The sequence below is a fragment of the Ruminococcus sp. 1001136sp1 genome (assembly GCF_039841815.1).
Taxonomy (GTDB): domain Bacteria; phylum Bacillota; class Clostridia; order Lachnospirales; family Lachnospiraceae; genus Blautia_A; species Blautia_A faecis.
This window is the reverse complement of sequence record NZ_JBDPGY010000015.1, coordinates 92,132-116,471: the sequence shown is the minus strand read 5'-3', so window position 1 is coordinate 116,471 and position 24,340 is coordinate 92,132. Positions and strand designations below refer to the sequence as shown.

Genomic DNA, 24,340 nt, shown 5'->3' with positions numbered 1-24,340 from the left:
CGTGCTCTACAATCCGGTCAGGTACACTCCGATCCACACGATCAGAAACAGTCCATTGCTGATCGAACCGATAATACTGGTTTTATGGCTTTTGCCCTCCTCAGAAAAGCTGAGCAGTCCCATAATAAATCCGTATACGGAAAGAAGGGTGGCAAATAAACCCACTCCTCCTACCAGAAACCCAAAGCTGTCATCCAAAAGATACGCCAGGACAACAGCCGTTATAAACAACAAAAAGGACGCTGCCGCCAGACCGGCAGACAGCTTCCCTTTTTTCGCTTCTTTTTTCTTTGTAAATGAATATCTATATCTTCTTGCCATAATGGAACTTTCTCCTAAATGGACATGTCCGCCCACGCAGGCATGTCAAAATATGAAAGTCAGCTGCTGCCATACAATATCCATAAATCCGCTTAGGTAAGCATGGCTCATTCATGGCTGCTATCCAGGACTTTCCTTCGAATATGATGTTACTGTTCACTTCGTTCACAGTAACACGCTTCGCGATGCACAGAAATCATGCTTTGCATAATTTCGCGCCGCAACTCTCGGGTTTTCTGTGAACTTTGTTCACAAAAAACACCTCGCGGAATGTTACCAGTGAACAGTAACAATATGATTACAGACGAAAAAAAGAACATACCCCAAGGTTGCTCCCAGGGTGTTCAAAATCATATCATCCACATCAAAACAGCCAACCTTCGTGACCAGCTGGATCACTTCCACAGTCAGACTTAATATAAATCCTGATACACAGATGAGAAAACCGCTGTTCATTCTTCGGAAAATAACAGGAAGGATAAACCCGAAAGGCAGGAAGCCTATCACATTTCCGAATATGTTGGAAAATACTGCAAATGTGCCAAGCTGCTCCCGGTATATCCAGAACCTTCTGATTTCCACAAAGGGAATCAGATTATACCTGTATACCCGTTGCGCCTCTGCCGCCCTGCCATATTCCTCTGAAAAGAACAGAAAATAGACAAGAAAGATTATATAGATGACGAACAGCAGGATTCCCATACGGCGAATTAAAGTCTTCGTTTCCTTTTTCAAAAAAATCCCCTTAAATCATCATATCTGATTTGCCCTTCAGAAGTCTGGCACCATTCACGATCATGAGAATACCAGTGGACACACCTGTCACCAGTGTGATAATCCCAAGTGCAATACTTCCGGCACCTACGCCAGATACGATTTTGTAAAGTTTTTCACTCATCAGCATTTCCTCCTTTTATCATTATGCCGCCAGTTGCCACAGCACACTTTCAGAATTTTTAATGCTGCATAGAATTCTCTTATTCTGCGCCGTACTGCTCATAGTATGCATCAATAGCAGCTTTTAATGTGTCATCAATGATGACTTTCCCTTTATACTCTTTGTTGTAAAGATGCTCTACCACCTCTGCCATAGTTACAATAGCAGTTGTCTTAAGACCATATTTCTCCTCAATCTCCTTTAAAGCACTCTTGGTACCCTGTCCGCGCTCCATACGGTCTACAGAAACCACAAGACCGATTGGAGAAACGTCACCCTGAGCTTTGATGATCGGCAGAGTCTCCTGAATAGAAGTTCCGGCTGTCGTAACGTCCTCGATGATCACAACCTTATCTCCATCCTCAATCGGGCTTCCAAGAAGAATTCCCTTATCCCCATGATCCTTTACCTCTTTACGATTGGAGCAATAGCGGATATCCTTGCCATACTCCTCGCTGATTGCCATTGTCGCTGCAACAGTCAGCGGAATTCCCTTGTATGCAGGTCCAAAAAGCACATCAAAATCCAGACCGAATTTGCTTTCAATTGCTTTTGCATAATACTGACCTAATTTTCTTAACTGAGCTCCTGTACGATAAAATCCTGTGTTTACAAAAAACGGAGTCTTTCTTCCGGATTTGGTTACGAAATCTCCAAATTTCAATACATTGCAATCAATCATAAACTCAATAAATTCCTGTTTATACTGTTCCATTTTTATCCTCCTCGTATATGGACTGTATCTGTTATTGGTCTTTCTTAAAGCATATTTGAAAAAGCTCTTGCATACGCCGGTTTCAAAGTAAAACCCGGTTACATTATTGTTCACTCCGTAATCAGTAATGTAACCTTCGCGCTCTCTTTATAGTAGCACAAAATATGGGCATGGTCAAAATCTCTTTTAAACCGCGAAGTAAAACCTATTTCAGTGTTACTGTTCACTCCGTTCACAGTAACACGCTTCGCGATGCACAGAAATCATGCATTCGCATGATTTCGCGCCGCACGTCTCGGGTTTTCTGTGAACTACGTTCACAAAAAACACCTCGCGGAATGTCACCAGTGAACAGTAACCTATTTCACACATCCAATCAGCTCATTAATATCTTCCACTTTCTGTCTCTCAAGGAATGCAGCCATACCATCCACAACCTCCTGAGTAGTGTATGGATTGATGAAATTTGCAGTTCCTACAGATACTGCGGTGGCGCCCGCCATAATAAATTCCAGGGCATCTTCAGCACTTGCAATTCCACCCATTCCGATGATTGGGATCTTCACTGCATTTGCCACCTGATAAACCATACGCACTGCCACAGGCTTCACAGCCGGACCGGACATACCGCCTGTTTTATTTGCCAGTGCAAACGTTCTGCGGTTAATATCAATCTTCATTCCGGTAATGGTGTTAATAAGGGAAACCACATCTGCACCGCCTGCTTCTGCTGCCCTTGCCATCTCTGTAATATCTGTTACATTAGGACTCAGCTTCATAATCACCGGCTGTCTGGCATATTTTTTTACTTCTCTTGTAATGGCCTCCAGAGCCTTGGGATTCTGTCCAAAGGCAATGCCGCCTTCCTTTACATTCGGGCAGGATACATTGATCTCCAGCATATCTACAGGCTCATTTCCAAGACGTTCCACAACCTCACAGTAGTCCTCTGTGGTCTTTCCGCATACATTTACAATGATCTTCGTATCGAATTTCTTCAGAAATGGAATATCTCTCTCACAAAAAACATCGATTCCAGGATTCTGAAGACCGATAGCATTCAGCATTCCTCCTGTGGTCTCTGCTACACGGGGTGTAGGATTTCCAGGCCACGGCACATTTGCCACGCCTTTTGTCACGACTGCACCAAGATTATTCAGGTCTACAAATTCACTATATTCCGCACCGGAACCAAATGTTCCAGATGCAGTCATTACTGGATTTTTCAGAGTCACTCCTGCAAGATTTACGCTCATTTTGCTCATAACTCCACCTCCGTACTTCTGAACACCGGACCGTCTTTACATACGCGCTTATTGTGTACATGAGAATGGGCATCCGTTTCTGTGGACTGGCATACACAGCCAAGGCAGGCACCGATACCACATGCCATGCGCTCTTCCATGGAAACCCAGCAGGGGATTCCCTTCTCCAGTGCATAGGCCTTGATGGCGCGAAGCATAGGCTTAGGACCACAGGCAAAAATCACGTCTGCTTCCAGGTCATTCCCCCGGATCGCATCCATTACATTTCCTTTGGTTCCGGCAGAGCCGTCTTCTGTTGCAATGTATACCTCACCATTTTTTTCAAATTCCTCATTTAAAAACAGCTCATCACGATAGCCAAGAACTGCAATCTTCTTAGCATCCAGCTGCTTCATGGTCTCCAGCATAGGCGGAACACCGATTCCTCCGCCCATAAGGAATACCCTCCTGCCAGCAGCCTCTTCCAGTGGAAATCCATTTCCAAGAGGTCCAAGAAGTTCAAGCTGTGCACCTGCATGCAGTCTGGAAAAGCTTTCTGTACCTGTTTTCGGACCTGTTACACGATAGACAAGGCGAAGTGCACCTTTTTCTTTATCAATTTCACAAAGACTGATAGGGCGTGGCAGCAGTTTGCTTCCATCCTGTGTATAAACGGAAACGAACTGTCCCGGCTTCGCATTCCCTGCAATGGTCTTTGTCTGAATCCACATGCTGTAAATGTCTTTTCCAATACATTCCTGGCTGAGGACTGTACAGGTTTCTTTTACCTTTGTACCCATTTTCTTCCTCCTAGCGGTTCTCAAGTGCAGTGCTGATATCAAGAATCATGTCTTTCACTGCCTGACGGGAAGCATCTGCATAGTTCGCTTCACCAAACTTTGCGTATTTCTCCTGCTTGTAAGCTGCAATAATTCCTCTGGAGGAGTTTACGATAGCGCCAAGACCATCTTTGTTAAAGAAATGTACAAGATCTGCACCCTTACCACCCTGTGCACCATATCCTGGTACCAGAATAAAGGTTTTTGGCATAAGTTTTCTTAATACTTTGCCCATTTCCGGATAGGTAGCACCTACAACTGCGCCTACATAGCTGTAACCGTCTCCCATAAGCTCATCTCCCCATTTGGCAACTTTCTCACCAACCCACTCATAGAGAGGACGTTTTTCAATTATTCTGTCCTGGAACTCACCGCTGGACGGATTGGAGGTCTTAACCAGAACAAAAATTCCTTTTTTCTCTTCTTTACAAACTTCCATGAAAGGCTTCACTCCGTCTGTTCCAAGATATGGGTTTACAGTTGCAAAATCCTCATTAAATGGAACATAAGTCTTGCTTCCCACCTGAACCTTTCCAAGATGTCCGACGGCATAAGCTGCAGATGTGGAACCGATATCACCACGTTTAATATCTCCAATTACTACAAGGTCTTTTTCCTTGCAATAATCTACAGTACGCTTGTAAGCCATAAGTCCCGGAATTCCAAACTGTTCATACATAGCGATCTGCGGCTTCACAGCAGGAATCAGATCGTATGTGGCATCCACAATTCCTTTATTGTACTGCCAGATTGCTTCTGCAGCACCTTCCAGAGTCTCTCCGAATTCCTTAAATGCAGCTTCCTGGATCTGCTTCGGAATATAATTCAGCATTGGGTCAAGGCCTACTACAATAGGGGCTCCGGTTTTCTTGATATTGGCAATAAGTTTGTTGATCATGGGTGTTTCCTCCTTAATATGTTTTCCTGGAAATTTCATTTTTTTCTTATTTAGCAGCAGAATCCTTGTACACAATCTTACCGTCGCAAATAGTGTATAGAATCTTTCCTTTCACCTCTTTGCCCTCAAATGGGGTGTTTTTGCCTTTGGAAACAAAGTCTGCTTTGTGAATGGTATATGGATTCTTAATGTCCGCGATTATCACATCTGCCGGATGTCCTTTCTGTAAGGTTCCACATGGCAGGTTCAGAATCTGAGCCGGATTGTAGCTCATCTTCTCTACAAGCTGGGAAAGAGTGAGGATTCCAGTCGCTACAAGAGCGGTGTAACTAAGTGCAAAGCTGGTCTCGATTCCCACAATTCCGAAAGCTGCGGTTCTCATGGAACCGGTTTTGTCTTTCTGGGTGTGTGGGGCATGATCAGTGCTTATCACCTGAATGTAGCCCTCCTTCAGACCTTCAATCAGCGCATCCACATCTTTCCTGGTACGGAGAGGCGGATTCATTTTATAGTTTGGATCATCTCTTTCAATATCATCAGATGTGAGTATAAAATGATGGGGGCAAACTTCTGCGGTTACATTCTCAACGCCTTCTGCCTTTAACATTTTCATCATAATTGCAACACCTTTTGTAGAACAGTGGCAAAGGTGCAGCTTAGCGCCTGTCTCAATGGCAAGCAAAGAATCTCTTGCCGCAATGGTATCTTCTGTGGAATTGCAGATTCCCGGAAGCCCAAGGCGTTTGGCGTTCTCATCCTCATTCATGCAGCCATTCCCACGAAGAGACATATCCTCACAGTGGTCAAAGATAGGAAGTCCGGCTTTCACGGCTTCTTCCATCGCCTGCTTGCAAAGGCTTGCTTTCATAACAGATTTACCATCTTCGGAAAGAACAGGTACTCCTGCTGCTGCCATGCCTGCAATATCAGAAAGCTCCTCCCCAAGTTCTCCCTTTGTCATGGCTCCTGCCTGGAGCACATGAATAGCGGAAACCTGCGCAGCTTTATTTTTCACATAGTTTGCACGGTCAGGGCTGTCAATAACCGGTGTGGTGTTCGGCATCGCCACTACAGTAGTCACACCGCCTCTTGCAGCTGCATGGGAACCGGTTTCAATGTCTTCCTTCTCCGTCTGTCCAGGATCACGAAAATGTACGTGAAGATCCACAAGGCCTGGCATTACTACCAGTCCCTTAGCGTCTATAATCTTGTCATCTTTATCCTTTGCTTCCAGCTTCTCTCCCACTTTTTGGATTACGCCGTCGTCCAGATAAACATCCGCAATTTTATCAATCTGAGCAGCCGCATCCACAACACGTCCGCCTCGAATCAGAATACCCATTTGGTTCTCTCCCTTCTGGTATAACGTAAACTTTATCACAACCTATCATACACGAATTTTTTCATTTAATAAAGAGTTTTTTTCCCTTCCGGCATTTTTCCTTATATCTTCCATCCAATTATATTTTTTGTTGCACAATTTTAATTATCCTTGACTTTTTTTAGTTCAGGTTATATAATCAATCCATGTCGAAGATTATTTAATGTAAAATCACTAGTTTTTAGAGATTATATATTTACATGATATAGTCTGTAAAATCTGGTGATTTTTTTTCGCCAGAACATCTTTTTAATTTTTTATTTTTTATGGAGGTAACTCAAAATGAACAAGGGCACTGTAAAATGGTTCAACGCTGAAAAAGGTTATGGTTTCATCACAGGAGAAGACGGAGCTGATGTATTCGTACATTTTTCTGCAATCAATGGTGAAGGCTTCAAATCTCTTGAAGAAGGCCAGGCTGTAACATATGACTTAACAGAAGGCGCTCGCGGAATGCAGGCTGCTAACGTTACTAAGTTATAATTGAAGCAACTGAAGCAGAAATTTCCCCTCGGAATCATATCCGGGGGGAATTTTTTATGTAATAAGAAATCTCCTCAGAATTTCCTATTATAAAAAAATTCCTACCTGGCAGGATTACACTGCAGCGGAAGGGTAAATATCGCCCAAGACGCCCCACCGTAGGCGGAGAGTCCTGTAGACAGGATTCTTTTTATTGTTATTATATAAACAAAATGGGGACAGATCCGAAATCCATCCCCATCTTTTTAAGCTGCCTCAGGCAGTTTTTTCTTATATTTTCTTATATTTCATACTTATTCCGCCTCTGAATCTGCACTAAGTCCATTCAGATAAGAATCCAGTGCAGAAGTATCCATAACAGTCTCTGTCGTCACAGTCTCCTGACCTTCTGTAACCTTTCCGTAAACAGAATAACCAATCCAGCATACAGCAACCATACACGCAACAAGCGCTGCCAGTTTCTCAATAGTAAGGATCAGTTTCTCCTTTTTCATAATTTTCTCACGGTTTGCTTTTTCTGCTTTATAGGCATCTACTTTCTTCTGACTCATAGCCGCACGTCTCCTTTGGGATAAAATATCAACTTAGATGAGTATATCATATTTCCCAACAAAATGGAAGTATGTTCACTTACAGTTCACAAAAACGCCTCGCGAAATGTTATCAGTGAATACGCTCTAGAGCATGTTTGAAAAAGGCTTTCTGCAAGATGTGCGTCATAATTTGTGGGAGATTTTGTCCGGATGAGGGCGCCGTAGCGGGCTACGGCAACCGAATTCGGACAAAATATACCGCAAAGTGGGGCGTGCAGATTGCGGGAATGATTTTTCAAACAGACTCTAACATCAGACAGCTACAATAATTCCTCCATCATTTGCATACATACTGCTGACACCGGCTGTGTCAAGAACCACAATATCAGCCAGCTTCATCTTCTCCTGGATGGCTTCTTTAAGCATATTTGCTTTCTTCGGGCTGTTGCAGTGGGAAATGGCAAGAATTTTGTTCTCACTGTTTTCTGTCACTTCCACAATTTTATCCACCATTTTCACAAGCGCCTTATTCATGCCTCGTGCCTGATCCAGCTGGCAGATCGTCCCCTCCGGAGTAGATCCCATGATCGGTTTGATCTTAAGGGCTGTTGCCACAAGCGCTTTCACACGGCTGAGGCGGCCATTTTTACGTAAGGTTTCCAGATTCTCCAGCACAAAAAAAGTGTGCTGTTCTTCAATATATTTATTCACAACGCTGACAACATCCTCAAACGGAAGGCCGGCATCTTCGCACTGTGCAATTTTCATTGCAATCAAAGTCTGCCCTATAGAAGCAGAACAGGAATTGAAAACATGAATCTGAACGCCTTTCTTCTCCTCATGAAGAAGACTTGCTCCAAGCACTGCACTGTTATAGGAACCACTGAGTTCAGAGGAAAGAGTAACGCAATATATATGTTCAGCTTCGCAGTCAAATGCCTTTCTGTAGCTCTCTGGCGACGGGCAGGCTGATTTCGGACATTCCGGGCAGGCGGCAACTTTCTGTAAAAAATCTGCCTGGTTAAATGTCTCATCATCTATTATATTCTCACTTCCAACAGTCAGTGTAAGCGGTACGGAAGCAAATCTTTCATCCTGTTTCCACTGCTCCAGAAGTTCTCCACAGCTATCTATCACAATTTTATAACTCAATTATATCGTCCTCTTTTCCGTAATATGTAGTTTTAAATACCACATCTATATTAACACATTACTATGTGTTTGAAAAGAGTTTTTTCTTCCATTTTCCCCCAAATTGCTTTATAATGGTTATTGTTCATCAGCAACTGATTTTCATATATTGATGTCGTCGACAGGCGACATGCCCTTTAGAAAGGAGGTCCCTATGCTCGCTTTAAAAATCACTGACCAGAAGAATTTTACCAATAAGCTTTTTCTTGGAGATACCTTCGATCTCTTCTGGCTGAACCAGGCAGAGATCATTACCAGCAATGTTTTTTCCATTGACGGCAAACTACAAACTGATTTTTTCGATAATGACGAGCAGGAATTTTTAACTTCCAGCCACCGTACGTTCTCTCTCTGGAAAGAAGTAAAACCATTTTGTTATTCTGTTATCCGTGGAAAAAAAGCGCCTCTTTCTTTCAAAATCGTGCTTCAGTTTTCTCCGAACAAGACCGCTGCATTATTGCAGAGTTCTGCATTTTCACTTTCTCCCGAAATGATAACAGGTCTGTATTTGAATCTCCAATATAAGAATAAGACCTTGTTTTGTATTACCGGAACATCTATGAAAACTTTTCTTCCCGGTAAAGAACTGGACCACCTTTGGGAGCAATATGTGATGGATTTTTTTCATCGCAGCGGATTATCTGTAGAAGAAGTTTAATCCTGTCAGAATAGGTTCTCCATTAATTTTCCAATAGAGTTATTCTGGCATTCCACATCTGGAACCTTGCTTTCTTTTTCATCTCCCAGATAAAAGGCGATCATATCTACAAATTCACTGTTGGTAGGTCTGTATTCCAGAGGATATCCGGCAATCTCTTCCAGTCTTTCCCGATGATTTTCCCAACATACATTTACAATTGTACGAATATCATGCTCAATATTAGATGGCTTGGATTTAAATTTCTTTGCAAGCCTTGGATAAATATCTTTTGTGATCTTCATTGGTCTTTCCTGAAATTCCATTGTCATGCGTATGGCTTCCGCCACAAAATAATATCCTTTATATTTCGATGTCGCACCAAGTTTGCGTATCGTGCCGTATACCTCTCTCATTTTTGTCCCTCCCACAATAAGTTATACTTCTGATTCTGCATCTGCAGTCAGCCCTTGATTTGCCTCTACATATAATACGAGTTAAATTTGCCTTTTTTAGCATTTAGAGACAAAAATTAAGAGAATTGTAATATTTTTTAGGGATTTCGAGATAAAATTCTATAGAAAAGCAGAATAACAGGATAAACTTTTCCAATTTTTCATATAAAAAGGACAGGCGTCCTAAATGCAATACTCATTTAAACGTCTGTCCCTTTTTGTCATAACTTATTTTGTCAGCATAAGCAGAATTTCATTACTTCTCTGAACAAATCTGGTCATCTCTTCCGGTGAAAGCTGTTTATGACTCAGCATAGCAAGATCATACAGTTCCTCGCAAATAACCGGGGTCTTCTCAGAATCCTTGTTATCTGCTACAAACTGAACCAATGGATGTTTCGCATTCAGAACCAGAGTTTCCTGACCGCCAAACATAGATGGATCCATGCCGTACATATTGTACATCTTCATCATATCCTGCATACGGCGGCTCTCTTCAGAAAGAGTCATCATAGCAGCAACTTTTTCATTTTTCAGATTCTCAACCTTCACTTCCAGTTTGTCATTCTTCAATGCATCTCTGAATACTTCTGTAAGAGTCTTGGAAGTCTCCTCGTCAGCAGCTTCCTCTCCACGCAGTTCTTCTGTAAGATCTGCATCAATTCTCTTAAACTGGATAGTCTGATCCTTCTGCTCCAGATGGGAAATAAAAGCGCTGTCAATATTGTGTTTCAGAATAACAGCATCCTTCTTTGCCTCACGGAACATGTTAATATACTGACTCTGCTGAACCTCATCTGTTACATAGAAGATAGTAGTCTTCTCAGGCTCTTTCTCGTCTTTCGCGCCGTCCTCTTTCTTCTCTTCTGTGGATTCAACAGTCTCTTCTGTCTTAGTCTCATCTTCTGGTTTCCTGTTCTCTTCGATGCAATCTTTCAGAGTCAGATATTTGCCATCAATGTTCTTGAAGAGGATATAATCATTCATCTTATCTGAGAACTTGCTGTCCTTAATGCAGCCATATTTGATAAATGGACTGATATCATCCCAGTATTTCTCGTAGGACTCACGGTCTGTTTTACACATTCCGGTAAGCTTGTCCGCTACTTTCTTTGTAATATACTCAGAAATCTTCTTCACAAATCCATCGTTCTGCAGTGCGGATCTGGATACATTCAGTGGAAGATCCGGACAATCAATTACACCTTTCAGAAGAAGCAGGAACTCAGGAATTACTTCCTTAATGTTATCTGCGATAAATACCTGGTTATTGTACAGTTTGATCGTACCTTCAATGGAATCATATTCTGTATTGATCTTCGGGAAGTACAGAATACCTTTCAGGTTAAATGGATAGTCCATGTTCAAATGAATCCAGAACAAAGGTTCCTTATAATCCATAAAGACTTTACGGTAAAACTCTTTATATTCCTCATCTGTACAACTGTTTGGATGTTTCATCCACAATGGCTCCGGATCACTTAAAGATACCGGACGTTTATTGATTTTTACTTTATCTTTCGCAGGAGATACTTCTACGACTTCTTTCTCACCTTTGTCGTTCTCTTTCTCCTCAGTCTTGGCCTCCTCGTGGATACGCTCTACAATTACGTCATCATCACGAAGCTCAGCCTCATCAATGGTCTCATACTCCTGCGGTGCATTTTCCTTAGACAGATAGATATTTACCGGCATGAAAGAACAATACTTCTCAATAATCTCTCTCATACGATATTCGTTGGAAAACTCTGTACTCTCATCATTTAAAAACAGAGTAATTTCAGTACCAACTGTAGTCTTATTGCCTTCCTGCATATCATACTCTGTACCACCATCACAGGTCCAATGTACTGGAGCAGCGCCCTCTTTATAAGAAAGAGTATCAATATGAACTTCATCTGCTACCATAAATGCTGAATAAAAGCCAAGTCCAAAATGACCGATGATCTGATCATCCGTGGTCTTATCTTTATATTTGGAAAGAAACTCAGTAGCTCCTGAAAAAGCAATCTGTGTAATATACTCTTCAACTTCATCGGCCGTCATACCAAGACCTGTATCAATAAACTTCAAAGTCTTCTCTTCCGGATTCACAATAACTTGTACTTCAGCTTTGTAATCATCCGGAAGTGTGTATTCACCCATAACATCAAGTTTCTTAAGTTTCGTAATTGCATCACAACCATTGGAGATTAACTCTCTTGCAAAAATGTCGTGATCAGAATATAACCATTTCTTTATAATTGGAAAAATATTTTCACTGTTAATTGATAAACTACCATGCTTCTCAGCCATGCAGCTCACTCTCCTTTGTCTTCTTAATTATACAAACTATAGTAATACCAAACTGACTAAAAGTCAAGGAAAATTTAGCACTCATTTTAATTGAGTGCTAGTAGTTTTTATTAAAAGAAGGGAGACCATTTCTGGTCTCCCTCATTCGTTCTGCTCTCATTCACAATTACTGTTTATCTGAGAATCCACTATTATTTTTTCTTATTGCGGTAAACAAGTATTCCTGCAATTAATACAATCGCAACAATCAGAATAATTACAAATGGGAGGATTGGAGTATTATCCCCGGTCTTTACTGCATTCTTCTGATTTGCATCTGTTTTGTCTGCAGCCGGTGTCAGAGTCTGATTCGGTGCAGCATTTACAGTGAAATTAATCTGCTTGGTATCCTGTGTTCCGGTGTTTACCCAATTGCTTCCATCAAACTGCTGCTGATTATATGTGACAGTCAAAGTATAATTTCCATTCTTGCCCATGCGGAAAGTTGCTGAATATGGTGCGCCGTCCCAGCTTCTTGCCTCAAGAACCTCCCAGTTCAGCGGCTGATATCTTACATCTCCCTTAATCGGATTTTCAATATCCATACCTGCGCCAACTGCAGTGAAAGTAATCTTGGTCTCTGTAGTATAGTTTCCATCGGAGCTGATTCCTGTGATACTGTTATTCCCTGCATCAGATACAATCGGTCCACGGCTTACAGTGACATTAACAGATACTACAAGGCTCAGGTTATCCGGATTGGTAACACCGTCTGGAAGAGCAACAGTACCTTTCACAGAGAACTTCTGTGCTTCTGTACTGTTCTGATTATATGCACTGCCCTTTACATCCCATTTTACAGAGGCATTCATATCGCCCTTGTTTGTAGTAATCTTAACAGTAGATGGAAGCTGCAGTCCAGCTGCTGACTTCTCAACCCCGTTTGCCAGACTGATATCAGATACTTTGCCTACAGCTGTAAGCTTGGCAGCAGCTTCTGTTACTGTAAAGCTTACTGGAATATTCAGGTAATCTGTCTGATCTGTCTTAATGGAAACAGTCTGTGTATAGGTTCCTGCTGCCAATCCAACTGCCGGTGCAACAGTAAAGGATACAGACTGGCTTGCATTTGCCTCTAATTCTGAAGCAGACGGAGCACTTACTGTAAATTCGTTTCCGCTTACACTTACAGCAATACCGGTTAATTTCACATTTCCAGTATTGGATACATTGATTGTAACTGCAGCTGGTGCTTCTTTGTAACCAGCTTCTTTACTGTCGAATTTCACTTCGGAAATGTCGGTAGTAAATGAAGGAGCTGGAGTAATCTCCGGAGTCACTTCCGGGGTGACTTCTGGTGTTACTTCCGGAGTTACCTCTGGGGTGACTTCTGGGGTAACTTCTGGAGTTACCTCTGGGGTGACTTCTGGTGTCACTTCTGGAGTTACCTCTGGGGTGACTTCTGGGGTAACTTCTGGAGTTACCTCTGGTGTCACTTCCGGGGTGGTTTCCGGTGTAGCTGGTTTCTCTGCTGGCTGCTGATCTGTATTCGTATCATCCTGCTTCTGCTCAGCTACTGTAAGCTTTGCAATGAAGGAAACCTTTACACCTTCCTCTGTTTCATAAGTGATCGTATCACTGTATTCTCCAACAGCTGTACCTTCTCTTGGCATAACCCATGCATCGACTGATTCTCCAGCCGCAAGAGAACCCAGATCCTTTACCATAAAATGTTCCGGACTGATTTCTTTGAAATTAAGAGTGCTGTTGCCAGTATTCTTAACAGTTACATTCTTAGTCATGGAAGAGTTTGCATTTTCCTGTGTGAAGCCTGCATTTACGGTTCCAAAATCAAGTACTGCAGTACCATCTTCTGCAGTATTTTCTGCAACAATTTCTGCTGTATACGCAGGTTTCTGCTGGGCAGGGGATTCAGCTGAAGTTCCCGGATTTGCATCCTCAGTCTGTCCATTCTCAGGAACTTCCAGATAGCCTTCTGTTCCAATGTTAATCACGCTGTCATCTGTAGTGATCTCAGACTGGGAATTGTCAGCAGAATTCTCTGTGTCCTGTCCATCTGCCGGCTGCATAACATCAGCGGAAGAATCAGTTGGTTCATCAGCACCAATGTCAATTACTTCCTCTGTTTGTGTATCTTCTGCTACATCCTGAGCCGGCTGTGTGTTCTCATCTGTCTGGGAACCTTCCGCAGGTGTATCCTCTGCTGCAATTTCCTGAACAGGGGCTTCCTCTGCCGGTGCAGCCTCCTGCCCTTCCTCTGGAAGCTCGGTTGCCTCTTCCGGAGCCTCTTCCGGTGTAGCCACAATTCCAACTGTATTTACTTTCAGTTCTCCGGTTATGCCCATTTCGGTCTTTCCGGTAATTTTCAGCTCGATCTTATTTCCAAGATCTTCATCAACAAGCTTATAGGTCTTCTCAGTGCCTACTTCAGTGAGCTGATCTCCAACTTTTCTTGACCAGCTGAACGTTACATAATCGTCTGTAAGTCCTTCCGGTGTAACCTTTTCATAATCGGCGCTAAGCTCAGAGCCTACAGCTGCAGTTCCCTTAATCTTAAGCTGACCTCCAAGTTCTCCCTCTGGTGCTGCTGCCGCAAATACCAGAGACGGAAGCAATGAAAGCATCATAAGAAAAGTCATGACCATTGCTATAATTTTCCTAGGTCTCATATGCCATCCTCCTTTACATTCCCCTTTTAGGCTGACCTGTAACATTATTGTAACATATTTTAAACATTTTCACAAGCACTTTTATTTTATTGTAATTCTTACAGTGCATGTGACAGTGCTACTGTTCGCTCCGCGCACCGCAACCACTTCGCGCTGCACAGGAATCATGCATCCGCATGATTCCGCGCCCAGATTCTCGGGTTTTCTGTGAAATTTGTTTACAAAAAACACCTCGCGGAACATTGCCAGTGAACCATAACGCGATAGTTGCTGGTCACTTCTTTCTCCGGAAAACATCTTATGGGATGTATCTTCTCTTCTGAACAGTAACACATTATGTTCTCTTGTTTAGTGTCATTATAGCAACCTGATTTTATACTTATGTAATATGAATTTATCCGATAACTGTTCGGAATTCCAACCGGACATACTGCCTTTTCGCCAGTTTCATCACCTTATGTGAAAGTCAGTTACTCTGCAGCTGCAAACCTCTGCTTCAAAAGATCATCCCTCCACAATCAGATATTTTCCATCTGGAAGGGCAAATACTTCACTTGCTTCTTCTAATTCTTCATTACTCATGCCATCCACATCTGCACCCATTCCAGACAGATATTTTCGCACTTCGTCAATAGAATCTGCAACTACAGCCATGCAATCCTCCAGGAATTCCTCTGCTTCTTCGTAAGTTTCTGCAACCGGTTCATCAAAAAGCTGCTCCTGTTTTTCCAAAAATGTCTGAATACACTCCTCTGTATACATTTTTCCGACCTCCTGTTTTATAATAAAAGTTATAACTGTTTAGAGCATGCTAAATAATTATCAAAATTTTACTCTTCGCATTTTTCCTCATATAAATCAAGAATATCCTCTGGAGAATCCACAAGATAGTCCGCTCCATTTTTCAGCAGTTCTTCTTTTTCCCTGTATCCCCACAGAACACCTACCGTGTACATCCCGGCTGCTTTTCCAGTTTGCATGTCTGTTCCGGAGTCTCCCAGATACATACACTCTTCTGGCTTAATTCCAAACTGCTCCGCGATTTTAAGCGGACCATCCGGTGCTGGTTTCTTTCTTACAGAATCACTCTGTCCCATAACTGCATCAAAAATCTGAGACCCAAACATTCTTTCTACCACTTTCACGGCTGCTTCATGTGGTTTATTTGAACACACCCCCAGCTTCACGCCTCTTTTTTTCAACTCTTTTAAGGTTTCCGGCATTCCCGGATAATGCTGTATTTTGTAAAATGGGTCTTTATCAAATTCTTTTCTATATAACGCTCTTGCTTCCTCATAGTGCAGCAATTCCGGATCTCCTGCATCGACCAGAAGTCTTTTCACCAGCATGTCAGCACCGTTTCCACAATAATATCTGTAATTTTCTATAGGCATTGGTTTCAAACCGTATTTTCTTACAACTTCATTTCCTACAACAGCCATGGAATCCAATGTGTAGGCTAAAGTTCCGTCCAGATCAAAAATACATGCTTTTATCATTTTCTCATTCCCCTTATATTGATTTTCATTTTCTTAAGTTCATAAACCAGTCTTCCTACAGGAAGCCCAACCACATTATTGTAGTCTCCGCAGATTCCTTTTACGTAAATTCCAAATTTCCCCTGGATTCCATAGCTTCCTGCTTTATCCATAGGCTCCCCTGTTTTTATATATTCCAGAAGCTCTTCCCTGGAAACAGGATAAAATTCAACTTCGGTCCTTTCACTGAAAGTATAAGGCTTCCAGATACCCTGTTCTTTTACAAGAAGGGTTACACCGGTATAGACCTGATGGGATTTCCCCTGAAGTTTTAACAATGTATCTAATGCATCTTCTTCATCTGACGGCTTTCCAAGAATCTTTCCTTCAAATGCAACTACGGTATCCGCACCAATGATCAGACAAGGTTCACTTTCATTTTCAAGTCTGTCTGCAACCGATATTGCTTTATCCTGCGAAAGCTTTTCCACCGTTTCCGCTGGATCTGTCAGGTTGGTTTTCTCTTCCCCATTGCTTACAACCACAGAAAAAACCACACCGTTTCTTGCAAGCAGTTCCTTTCTTCGTGGGGACCCAGAAGCTAAAACAATTTTCTCCATAATCTCTCCTTTTCTGTCTTAACAGTATAACCCTCCATTTATATGGGTGCAACGATTTTTTTCTTTTCTTTTTGCGTAAAAAGTATTACAATATAGACAACTCCATTAAGCTTTGTTTAGACAGATGGAAAATACCGAAAGGAGCAGACAATATGGCTAAGATTAACAAATATTGGGGAATGGTTGCACTCGGAGCAGCAACAGCAGCAGTAGCCGGTGCCGTAGCAGCAGCTTTTGCCAAAAGACATGCTTTGGAAGAGGCAGCTGACCTTGAAGATGATTTTGAAGATGAGCAGGAAGATGACGAGCAGCCTGAAGCAAAGGATGTCCACGAAGATTTCGTAACCTGGGAAGCTACTTCCGAAGATGAAAAAGATGATGAAACCGAAGGCTCTGAGGAGCCTGATTCACAAGAAAGTTCAGAGGATACAGAAGAGGATTCTGCTGAAAATGCAGAAGAGCAGGATAATGCAATAGCCGATGCTCTTGAAAAAGCAGCGAAAGATGAAGATAAATTCGAGGAAGAACTTGCTGAAGCTGAGAAAGAGCAGGACGAAGAAGAAGCTTCTATCCACATTGATTAATTGCAGGTAAATTCATAATTATTCCACATTTTACAAATAGTGACAATCAGGCTTGCCACTTTCGTTGACAGTATTTAGATTTCACTTTGCAAGAAGAAGTTCCAACAGAATTTTCTATTGCAAAAACCCCCACGGCAATTTGAATATAATTTTCCGTGGGGGTTTCTTTTACGCTTTTGGAAGTTTAAATGAACTCTTAAGAGAAACAATACGGTTAAATACCGGTGCCCCTTCTTTGGAATCATGAATGTCTGCACAATAAAAGCCATTTCTTACAAACTGGTAACTATCCAGTCCTTTGGCTTTCAGAAGCTCTGGTTCAACATAAGCAGACATCTCTATAAGAGAATTCGGGTTCAGATTCAGTTCTCCTGTCTCTTTATCATAAACACCCTTTTCCTCATCTACGATATTCTCATAAAGACGTACCGGAACCTTACCTGCATTTGACGCTTCAACCCAGTGAATGGTTCCTTTTACTTTACGTCCGTCAGGTGCATTTCCGCCCTTTGTTTCCGGATCATAAGTACAATGTACAGCAGTAACTGTTCCATCATCCAATGCCTCGAAACCTGTGCATGTAACAAAATATGCATTCATAAGACGAACTTCCGTACCAAGGAAAAGTCGTTTGTATTTCTTTGGAGGATCGATCATAAAGTCTTCTCTTTCAATATAAAGTTCCTTTCCAAATGGAACCTTTCTGCTACCAAGGGCTTCATTTTCCATATTGTTCGGAGCATCCAGATATTCCACCTGTCCTTCCGGATAATTGTCAATGATCAGTTTGATCGGATCAAGGACTGCCATATAGCGAGGAGCCTTTAATTTCAGATCCTCACGGATACAGTACTCGAGCATTGCATAGTCTACTGAGCTGTCAGCTTTGGATACACCACAAAGTTCCACAAACTTCTGAATAGATTCAGGTGTGTAACCACGGCGACGTAAACCGGAAATAGATACCAGTCTGGGATCATCCCATCCGTCAACAATTCCATTCTCTACCAGCTTCTTAATATAACGCTTACCTGTTACTACATTCGTCAGATACAGCTTTGCAAACTCAATCTGCTTCGGAGGATGTGGATATTCCAGTTCTCTTACAACCCAGTCATATAATGGTCTGTGATCTTCGAATTCCAGAGTACAAATGGAATGTGTAATTCCCTCAATTGCATCCTCAATAGGATGAGCAAAATCATACATCGGGTAAATACACCAGGTATCTCCTGTTCTATGATGGCTTACATGAGCTACACGATAGATAACTGGATCTCGCATGTTCATGTTTGGAGAAGCCATGTCAATCTTTGCTCTCAGAACTTTCTCACCATCAGCATATTTGCCTTCTTTCATCTCTTCAAAAAGCTGAAGATTCTCTTCTACAGTTCTGTTGCGATACGGACTCTCTTTGCCAGGCTCCTTTAAAGTTCCACGATATTCTCTGATCTGATCCGCAGTTAAATCACAGACATATGCCTTACCTTTTTTAATCAGTTTTACTGCGGCTTCATACATCTGTCCGAAATAATCGGAAGCAAAGAACAGTCTGTCCTCCCAGTCAGCTCCCAGCCATTTTATATCGGCTTTAATGGACTCAACAAACTCAGATTTCTCCTTAGTCGGATTGGTATCATCAAAACGCATGTTGAATTTACCATTGTACTCTTTCGCCAGTCCGGCATTTAAAAGAATGGATTTGGCATGTCCTATATGAAGATAACCGTTTGGCTCTGGCGGAAAACGTGTATGAACGGTGTCATAAACTCCTTCTGCCAGGTCTTTATCAATGATATTCTCAATAAAATTTTTGGAAACCTTTTCGTTCTCCATGGTTCTTCCTCCTGATATCAACTCTTTTATAGCATAAATTCCAATATCTGTCAGAGCATGTTAAAAAATTTTCTTCAATATGTGTATCGGGAATAATTTCTCAAACATGTTCTGTTCTTTGATGATTTATCTTATCATAAATAGGTGCATTTTAAAAGTTTTTCTTAAAAAATTGTTGATTTTTATCCCTATCTATGAGAGTATATTAATTTATGCTACAAAAAAATCCCTGATATATAATCAGGGATTAAAAAGAGCTGATGACGGGAATCGAACCCGTGACCTCCGCCTTACCAAGGCGACGCTCTACCGACTGAGCCACATCAGCACTCTCATGTTCGGCATTTCTGCCGCTCACAGTTGATTATATTACCAGAAGGTTATCTTGTTGTCAACACTTATTTTCAAATTTTTTCAAAAAATATAAAATAATTAAAATTTTTTGCTGCAGCACCTGCCGCTGCAACCTGGCAGGTACTGCTATACTGCATTTTTCATTTTTCAGGAATAACAATATTCCGCACATAATCTGTATCTGTCAGTAAGCCATCTCCGCTTTTCTTGTTTGTAAAGGAAGCGGTCCCATTCTGATTTCCGGACAGATCAAACTGAACAGTATTTCCCTGTACAGTTCCATTTACTACCTGGTCAATTTTCTCCAGTTTATACCGCATAACTTTACTCTCCTGAACCTGGTATTTCCCTGCCGGAAGTGCGAATACAGCCCTTTTGCTTACATCTGCCCGGGTGTCTGTGTTTTCTTTTGTAAATTCCACAGTTTTAGAGTAAATACGTTCTTCTCCATCCAGATCTGTTCCTTTCACCGTGAATGTAAAGGCCGGATTTCCCTGTCCCCAGACAATTTCATCTCCATGAAGAATTTTGTTTATTGTAAGAGTCACCATCTTCACATCTGTCATCTGGAACTTCTGAACTCCAGATGTACTTTTTACCGTACAAATCACCGGTTTTCCTTTTTTGTAACCGGAAGGAGCTGTTATTTCTGTAAGTACATATTCTCCGGCTGGCAGTTTATTAATCCTATGAGCAGTTTTCCCGGACGTCCAGGTGTCGATCACTTTTCCGCTTTTATCCGTCAACTGCATAACAGCTCCTGCAACAGCTTCACCTGTCACCTTATCCGTCTTTAAAAATTCCGCTTTTATATAACGGTTTTCAATTACCATTGTATAACCTTGCTCATTCTTTACCAATCCATTTGCATCCACAGTAAATTTATAAACTGTGTTATCTAAAACATATCCGGCAGGTACTGCTGTCTCCTGTATACAATATGTTGCAGGTGACAGCCCTTCCAATTTTATTAATCCGTTTTTGTTTGTTGTGTATGTTGTTCCCGCCGAATCTGCATTTGCACTGCTTTCCCATAAACGGAATTTTACGCCTTCAATAGGAGGACGATTTCCTCCTGCTTCTTCCGTTTCTGTTACTTTTTTGATGTACAGATGCATTTTCTGATTTCTGACAAGGATCGCTTTTTCAGGCTCTGTTTTGCTTAAATTCGCCTCAAATACCTGCCGGCTGATTGCATATCCCTCCGGTGGTCTTACCTCACTTACCTTATATTTTCCAAGATAAATATCTTTTGAAATGGCTGTTCCATTTCTATCCGTTACTATAGTATCTGCTACAGTCCCAGCTCTCAGCAAAATATTTCCAGAAGCAGAACGGATGTCCTCCAAAGCTGTGATCTGAAATTTTCCATTCTGCAGTGCCTTTCCTGTCTCATCCACTTTTCTTATAGTAATATGACCTTTTGGAACTTTTTCCTTTACAATCACCCTGGTCTTTTCTGTATTTTTTGATGTGGAAGAAGGTTCTCCTCCGATCCAGTTAAAAGTACTTGTAGCAATATTGTATATATGGGCTTCCAGTACATCCGGATTTTGATTTGCTACATAGTACTGCTGTAAGTTACTGTTACTCTTCAATCCAACAGTAAGTAAAAGACGCACGGATTTTCCATAACAGCGCTCTGGCAATTCTGCCACAGAAGACAAGGTAATCGAATTTCCAGCAACATTCAGACTCCAATCTCCGCGTACACTGTCAGAAGCGCCAAATGAAGCTTCTACTGTCTGATCAAGATATATCTGAACCCCTTTCAGTTCAAAACAGTCTGCCAAAGTATCCTGGATTTTAAATTTGGAAATTTTCCATTCTCTTTTATTGGAAGGAATTTCCTGAACAATTTCAAACACACTTTCAAAATCTCTGCCAGTATACTCTGCAGTAACTATTCTCTGATTTTCCCTTAGAATCCATTTTTGAGGATTCTTTGGTTCGGTTCTGTTTACGCTTGCCCTATCTGCAACATTGTTCGAGGTAATTGTTACAGCCTGCGAGTCTCCTTTATGCTGTGTCGTAACAGTAAAATGATTGCTGGTCACATAAGAAGCTACAGTTCCGTTATAAGTACAGGAAATCTCTCCTGGTACCATTCTGGCGTTAAAAATCACATCATAGGATTTCCCATAAAATCCTCTGTCACCAAGAGCAGCTTCTGTTGCCTTTAAGGTAATGTTCTTTCCATTTACAGATATCTGGAACCGTCCATCCACTCTGTTCTGCCCGTTTTCATAAACCTCCGCTGTTGCAGCTGTCAATTCTGCTCCCGCCGGCAATGTATCTGCAATTTCCATTCTGGTCATATACCCGCCAAATTCATTATCCGGCACATTTATATTCAGTTTATATTTATACTCACTGTCCGGACCTGGAAGAAGAAGGTCTTCTCTCCATACCCCATCCTGCAAATTGGCAGTATACTTCTTTACAGAGGCATTCACTACTTTGTTTTTATATCTTGTACAATCTGTAGTCACTTCATCTGACCAGGAAGTTCCTGCGAGCCCATTTATATGCTGACAGGTAATCGAAGCCTTATTTTTTACCTCATAACGGTAACTGTCACCACTGTAAACCGGTGTTATTTCAGTAGGATCCATTCTCACTTTTATCTGAAACTCATATGTTTTTCCATAAAAGTCCGCCTGTGACAATGCTGCCTGTGTAGCCTGAAAATTTATCACATCCCCATCTGTAGAAATACTAAACCATGAGGTTACATCATTCTCTGAAGGCAGCATCTTTACAGCTGCGTAACCAGCGAAATCGACTCCTGCCGGCAGGGTATCACTGACTTCGCAAGAGCTGTAATAATACGCTGAATGCTCTTCCGGGATATCTGTCTGCAAGGTATAATAAAATTCCGAGGTACTGTCAGACAAGGTGTTTGACGTTCCCTGGGAAGCCAGTGTATTTCCAGTCTTTTTTACAAGGCCAGGATACTCTACCGGACCATAGCCTTTCGCATCCCAGTTAAGTCCGGCAGACGTTTTACAGGTTCCAGTCTGTACATCAGCAAATACACTTTTGATCCTGCTTGCTGTTTCAATAGAATAAGCTCCGCAACCAGGCCGCAGAATTGCCAGATAGAAGCCGGATGAATTGTCCAGCTCATAAACAACTGTATTTTGCGGAATCTCTCCGTCAACGGCAGGTGCCGGTGCGGTAAGAACTTCAAAGTTTTTGGAAAATAAAGTTTTCTTCACTACATTTACTACAGAATCAGTTGTCGCATACCGGTGTCCTATAGAACCATTCTGAAGATTGATTCCAAATCTCTGGTACAAATCAATATCCAGCCATCGAAAACGATAGTTGCCTGCAACCGGAATATCTGTACCGCTTTTTACAATATCAATTTTGATTTCCTGTGCAGAGAGCTCATCCTTAAAGCTGATCCACAATTCATTTGAATTGCTGACACCAAACATAGGATAAATTCCCGTTATTTTATTTCCCTTGTAATCGTAGGTATAATCCTGATAATTATTACAGGTAAGAAGAAGGTCTACCTTCGTATTTGCTTCTTTATTGTATCCTACATGTGTAACACGAAAACCAAATTTTCCTTTTGCATTGTTATTAAGTGGAACAAAATACGGTCCCTCTACCATTGCTCCCTGCTTCATTCCTGAAATAACGTCATTTCCTGCATTGTTCCATGAATAAACCTGGGTATCCGCATTCCAGCCAAGTCTTGTATATTTGCTGCTGAAAAGCGTACTTCCATTTGCAACAGCGGTAAAACCGCCCTTTCCTTCTCTTACAGGAGTTCCTTCCTGTGCATAATTTTCCGGAGCAACATATGCATCAATCAAGTCATCTGTGCTGCCATCTTCAAGCACTTCCAGACCATCTTGAAAAAACATGGAATCCTCTCCTGAAGTTTCCATTTCCTCCAAAGAAGACAAAAATTCTCCATCCTCATTTGCAATCAGTCCACTCTGAAAAAATTTCTCCTCTTCTGAAACATTCCTGTCGACTTCTGTACTGTCTGTTTCTGTACTATCTGTTTCTGCCCCATCCATTTCATCATGAGCAGGATTTTCTTCACATTCAGCTTCTTCAGGCGCTGTATTGTCTTGCATTACTTCCTGCGCTTCCGTTTCAGTTGACACCTTCTCATCTTCCTGTGCCCTTACTGCCCAGCCAGGATAGGAGAACGCTACAGGCACAGCCAGAGCCGCGGCCAATATAGTTTTTTTCAGATTTCTTTTTCTCATCCCCTCGCCTCCTTCTGGTCAATATCAGCCTGTTTCAAATATTCCTGATAGATTTCTTTCATGGTTTTGCTTCCATCCTGTTCCTGAATAACGCTGGCAATCACAGGTACATCATAGCTTACGCTTGCATCCAGTTCCCCCTCTAAATAGGAAACAGCAGCTATTTTTCGAAATAGCGGTGTAGTGGATTCTCCTGGGTTCAAAACACTTTTATAGCCGTAAATATATTTTTTGTTTCCCGAGGTTTTCTCCTGATAAAGAAGAGCCCACTTCGTCTCGTCTGCCTGAAATGTAAACAATTCTCTGTTTTCTCTTATTGTTTTTCTGCCTGTACTGCCATCCAGAACAGCTATACTTCTCATAGGAACATTTACCTCCAGAAAAACATTTGCACTGTTTTCCCCTATATTTTTCACAACCGGATCTTTCTCCAGGCTCTGACCGGGATAAACCTTTGACGCTTTTTGCGTATCCCAGTGGGCTTCTGTAAGCTGCGCCTTTACAGATCCTGCCGTAAAAACATTCTTTACTTCGCCAGCGGATTTGCTTAAATACGCAGCTGTTCCCCCGGCAAAAGACATAGTTCCGACAAGCAGCCCCACAACTGCCAAAAAGCTTCTATTTTTCCTCAA

23 protein-coding genes, 1 tRNA gene and 1 pseudogene are annotated in these 24,340 nt (G+C 41.8%); 4 read left to right on the top strand and 21 right to left on the bottom strand.

The genetic code is table 11. The annotated features are described in order from the left end of the window. Positions 1–6 precede the first annotated feature (6 nt). The 8 genes from ABHC48_RS14430 to ABHC48_RS14395 all read right to left on the bottom strand — a co-directional run bounded on the left by ABHC48_RS14430 (position 7) and on the right by ABHC48_RS14395 (position 6,296). Positions 7–321 carry a DUF6142 family protein gene (locus ABHC48_RS14430; protein WP_187566583.1) on the bottom strand — a complete coding sequence of 105 codons (315 nt, stop codon included), beginning with the start codon at positions 319–321 and terminating at the stop codon, positions 7–9. A 273-nt stretch (positions 322–594) separates the two neighbouring features. Then, on the bottom strand, positions 595–1,056 hold the full coding sequence (locus ABHC48_RS14425; protein ID WP_226855197.1) for a VanZ family protein: 462 nt from the start codon (positions 1,054–1,056) through the stop codon (positions 595–597). Between the two features lie 10 nt (positions 1,057–1,066). Continuing rightward, on the bottom strand, positions 1,067–1,219 hold the full coding sequence (locus ABHC48_RS14420; RefSeq protein WP_173717277.1) for a hypothetical protein: 153 nt from the start codon (positions 1,217–1,219) through the stop codon (positions 1,067–1,069). A gap of 79 nt (positions 1,220–1,298) precedes the next feature. Next, positions 1,299–1,973 carry an orotate phosphoribosyltransferase gene (pyrE, locus tag ABHC48_RS14415; protein WP_118579037.1) on the bottom strand — a complete coding sequence of 225 codons (675 nt, stop codon included), beginning with the start codon at positions 1,971–1,973 and terminating at the stop codon, positions 1,299–1,301. A gap of 359 nt (positions 1,974–2,332) precedes the next feature. Next, positions 2,333–3,238, bottom strand: a complete 906-nt coding sequence (locus ABHC48_RS14410) for a dihydroorotate dehydrogenase (protein WP_118579040.1) — start codon at positions 3,236–3,238, stop codon at positions 2,333–2,335. After that, the gene (locus tag ABHC48_RS14405; protein WP_195699890.1) at positions 3,235–4,017 is read right to left on the bottom strand and encodes a dihydroorotate dehydrogenase electron transfer subunit; all 783 of its coding nucleotides are present in this window, start codon (positions 4,015–4,017) and stop codon (positions 3,235–3,237) included. The genes ABHC48_RS14410 and ABHC48_RS14405 overlap by 4 nt, the downstream gene beginning before the upstream one ends. Before the next feature lie 10 nt (positions 4,018–4,027). Beyond that, positions 4,028–4,954 carry an orotidine-5'-phosphate decarboxylase gene (pyrF, locus tag ABHC48_RS14400; protein WP_195699891.1) on the bottom strand — a complete coding sequence of 309 codons (927 nt, stop codon included), beginning with the start codon at positions 4,952–4,954 and terminating at the stop codon, positions 4,028–4,030. A 46-nt stretch (positions 4,955–5,000) separates the two neighbouring features. Further along, positions 5,001–6,296, bottom strand: a complete 1,296-nt coding sequence (locus tag ABHC48_RS14395; RefSeq protein ID WP_195699892.1) for a dihydroorotase — start codon at positions 6,294–6,296, stop codon at positions 5,001–5,003. A 321-nt stretch (positions 6,297–6,617) separates the two neighbouring features. Between ABHC48_RS14395 and ABHC48_RS14390 the strand changes: the two genes are divergently transcribed. Next, a complete protein-coding gene (locus tag ABHC48_RS14390; protein WP_008705499.1) occupies positions 6,618–6,818 on the top strand; it encodes a cold shock domain-containing protein in 201 nt (66 codons plus the stop codon). Positions 6,819–7,111: 293 nt separating this feature from the next. Here the strand turns inward: ABHC48_RS14390 and ABHC48_RS14385 are convergent, their stop codons facing one another. Beyond that, positions 7,112–7,369, bottom strand: a complete 258-nt coding sequence (locus ABHC48_RS14385) for a hypothetical protein (protein WP_118579046.1) — start codon at positions 7,367–7,369, stop codon at positions 7,112–7,114. An 86-nt stretch (positions 7,370–7,455) separates the two neighbouring features. Then, positions 7,456–7,590, bottom strand: a pseudogene (locus tag ABHC48_RS14380) (DUF6783 domain-containing protein); the annotation flags it as partial. Here ABHC48_RS14380 and ABHC48_RS14375 point away from each other — a divergent pair. Further along, the gene (locus tag ABHC48_RS14375; RefSeq protein WP_334285707.1) at positions 7,528–7,680 is read left to right on the top strand and encodes a DUF6783 domain-containing protein; all 153 of its coding nucleotides are present in this window, start codon (positions 7,528–7,530) and stop codon (positions 7,678–7,680) included. The pseudogene ABHC48_RS14380 and the gene ABHC48_RS14375 overlap by 63 nt on opposite strands. On the opposite strand, the gene ABHC48_RS14370 is transcribed toward ABHC48_RS14375, so the two are convergent. Next, positions 7,664–8,503 carry a DegV family protein gene (locus tag ABHC48_RS14370; RefSeq protein ID WP_173718274.1) on the bottom strand — a complete coding sequence of 280 codons (840 nt, stop codon included), beginning with the start codon at positions 8,501–8,503 and terminating at the stop codon, positions 7,664–7,666. The two genes, ABHC48_RS14375 and ABHC48_RS14370, sit on opposite strands and share 17 nt — an antisense overlap. A gap of 193 nt (positions 8,504–8,696) precedes the next feature. Here ABHC48_RS14370 and ABHC48_RS14365 point away from each other — a divergent pair, with 193 nt between their 5' ends. Beyond that, positions 8,697–9,200: a DUF5721 family protein gene (locus ABHC48_RS14365; RefSeq protein WP_195699893.1), complete on the top strand. Its 504-nt coding sequence runs from the start codon at positions 8,697–8,699 to the stop codon at positions 9,198–9,200. A gap of 5 nt (positions 9,201–9,205) precedes the next feature. On the opposite strand, the gene ABHC48_RS14360 is transcribed toward ABHC48_RS14365, so the two are convergent. The 6 genes from ABHC48_RS14360 to ABHC48_RS14335 form a co-directional block, all read right to left on the bottom strand. Further along, entirely contained in the window at positions 9,206–9,595 is a 390-nt protein-coding gene (locus tag ABHC48_RS14360; RefSeq protein ID WP_173772382.1) for a sporulation initiation factor Spo0A C-terminal domain-containing protein, read from the bottom strand. Between the two features lie 267 nt (positions 9,596–9,862). Further along, positions 9,863–11,929, bottom strand: a complete 2,067-nt coding sequence (htpG, locus tag ABHC48_RS14355; protein ID WP_195699894.1) for a molecular chaperone HtpG — start codon at positions 11,927–11,929, stop codon at positions 9,863–9,865. A gap of 191 nt (positions 11,930–12,120) precedes the next feature. Further along, positions 12,121–14,598 carry a hypothetical protein gene (locus ABHC48_RS14350; protein ID WP_243284547.1) on the bottom strand — a complete coding sequence of 826 codons (2,478 nt, stop codon included), beginning with the start codon at positions 14,596–14,598 and terminating at the stop codon, positions 12,121–12,123. A 504-nt stretch (positions 14,599–15,102) separates the two neighbouring features. After that, entirely contained in the window at positions 15,103–15,360 is a 258-nt protein-coding gene (locus ABHC48_RS14345; protein WP_118579061.1) for a glyoxalase, read from the bottom strand. Between the two features lie 68 nt (positions 15,361–15,428). After that, positions 15,429–16,097 carry an HAD family hydrolase gene (locus ABHC48_RS14340; RefSeq protein WP_118579064.1) on the bottom strand — a complete coding sequence of 223 codons (669 nt, stop codon included), beginning with the start codon at positions 16,095–16,097 and terminating at the stop codon, positions 15,429–15,431. Then, complete coding sequence (locus tag ABHC48_RS14335; RefSeq protein ID WP_195699895.1) at positions 16,094–16,696, bottom strand: Maf family protein; 603 nt, start codon at positions 16,694–16,696, stop codon at positions 16,094–16,096. Before ABHC48_RS14335 ends, ABHC48_RS14340 begins: the two co-directional genes overlap by 4 nt. 152 nt (positions 16,697–16,848) lie before the next feature. Here ABHC48_RS14335 and ABHC48_RS14330 point away from each other — a divergent pair, with 152 nt between their 5' ends. Beyond that, on the top strand, positions 16,849–17,280 hold the full coding sequence (locus ABHC48_RS14330) for a hypothetical protein (protein ID WP_148462754.1): 432 nt from the start codon (positions 16,849–16,851) through the stop codon (positions 17,278–17,280). 168 nt (positions 17,281–17,448) lie between these two features. On the opposite strand, the gene ABHC48_RS14325 is transcribed toward ABHC48_RS14330, so the two are convergent. From ABHC48_RS14325 to ABHC48_RS14310, 4 genes are all read right to left on the bottom strand, one after another. Next, positions 17,449–19,116, bottom strand: a complete 1,668-nt coding sequence (locus tag ABHC48_RS14325; RefSeq protein ID WP_118579073.1) for a glutamine--tRNA ligase/YqeY domain fusion protein — start codon at positions 19,114–19,116, stop codon at positions 17,449–17,451. Between the two features lie 255 nt (positions 19,117–19,371). Then, positions 19,372–19,444: transfer RNA gene (locus tag ABHC48_RS14320), tRNA-Thr, on the bottom strand. Between the two features lie 166 nt (positions 19,445–19,610). Next, positions 19,611–23,708 (bottom strand): isopeptide-forming domain-containing fimbrial protein, encoded by a 4,098-nt coding sequence (locus ABHC48_RS14315; RefSeq protein WP_195699896.1) that lies wholly within the window; start codon positions 23,706–23,708, stop codon positions 19,611–19,613. After that, positions 23,705–24,340 carry a hypothetical protein gene (locus ABHC48_RS14310; protein WP_195699897.1) on the bottom strand — a complete coding sequence of 212 codons (636 nt, stop codon included), beginning with the start codon at positions 24,338–24,340 and terminating at the stop codon, positions 23,705–23,707. Before ABHC48_RS14310 ends, ABHC48_RS14315 begins: the two co-directional genes overlap by 4 nt.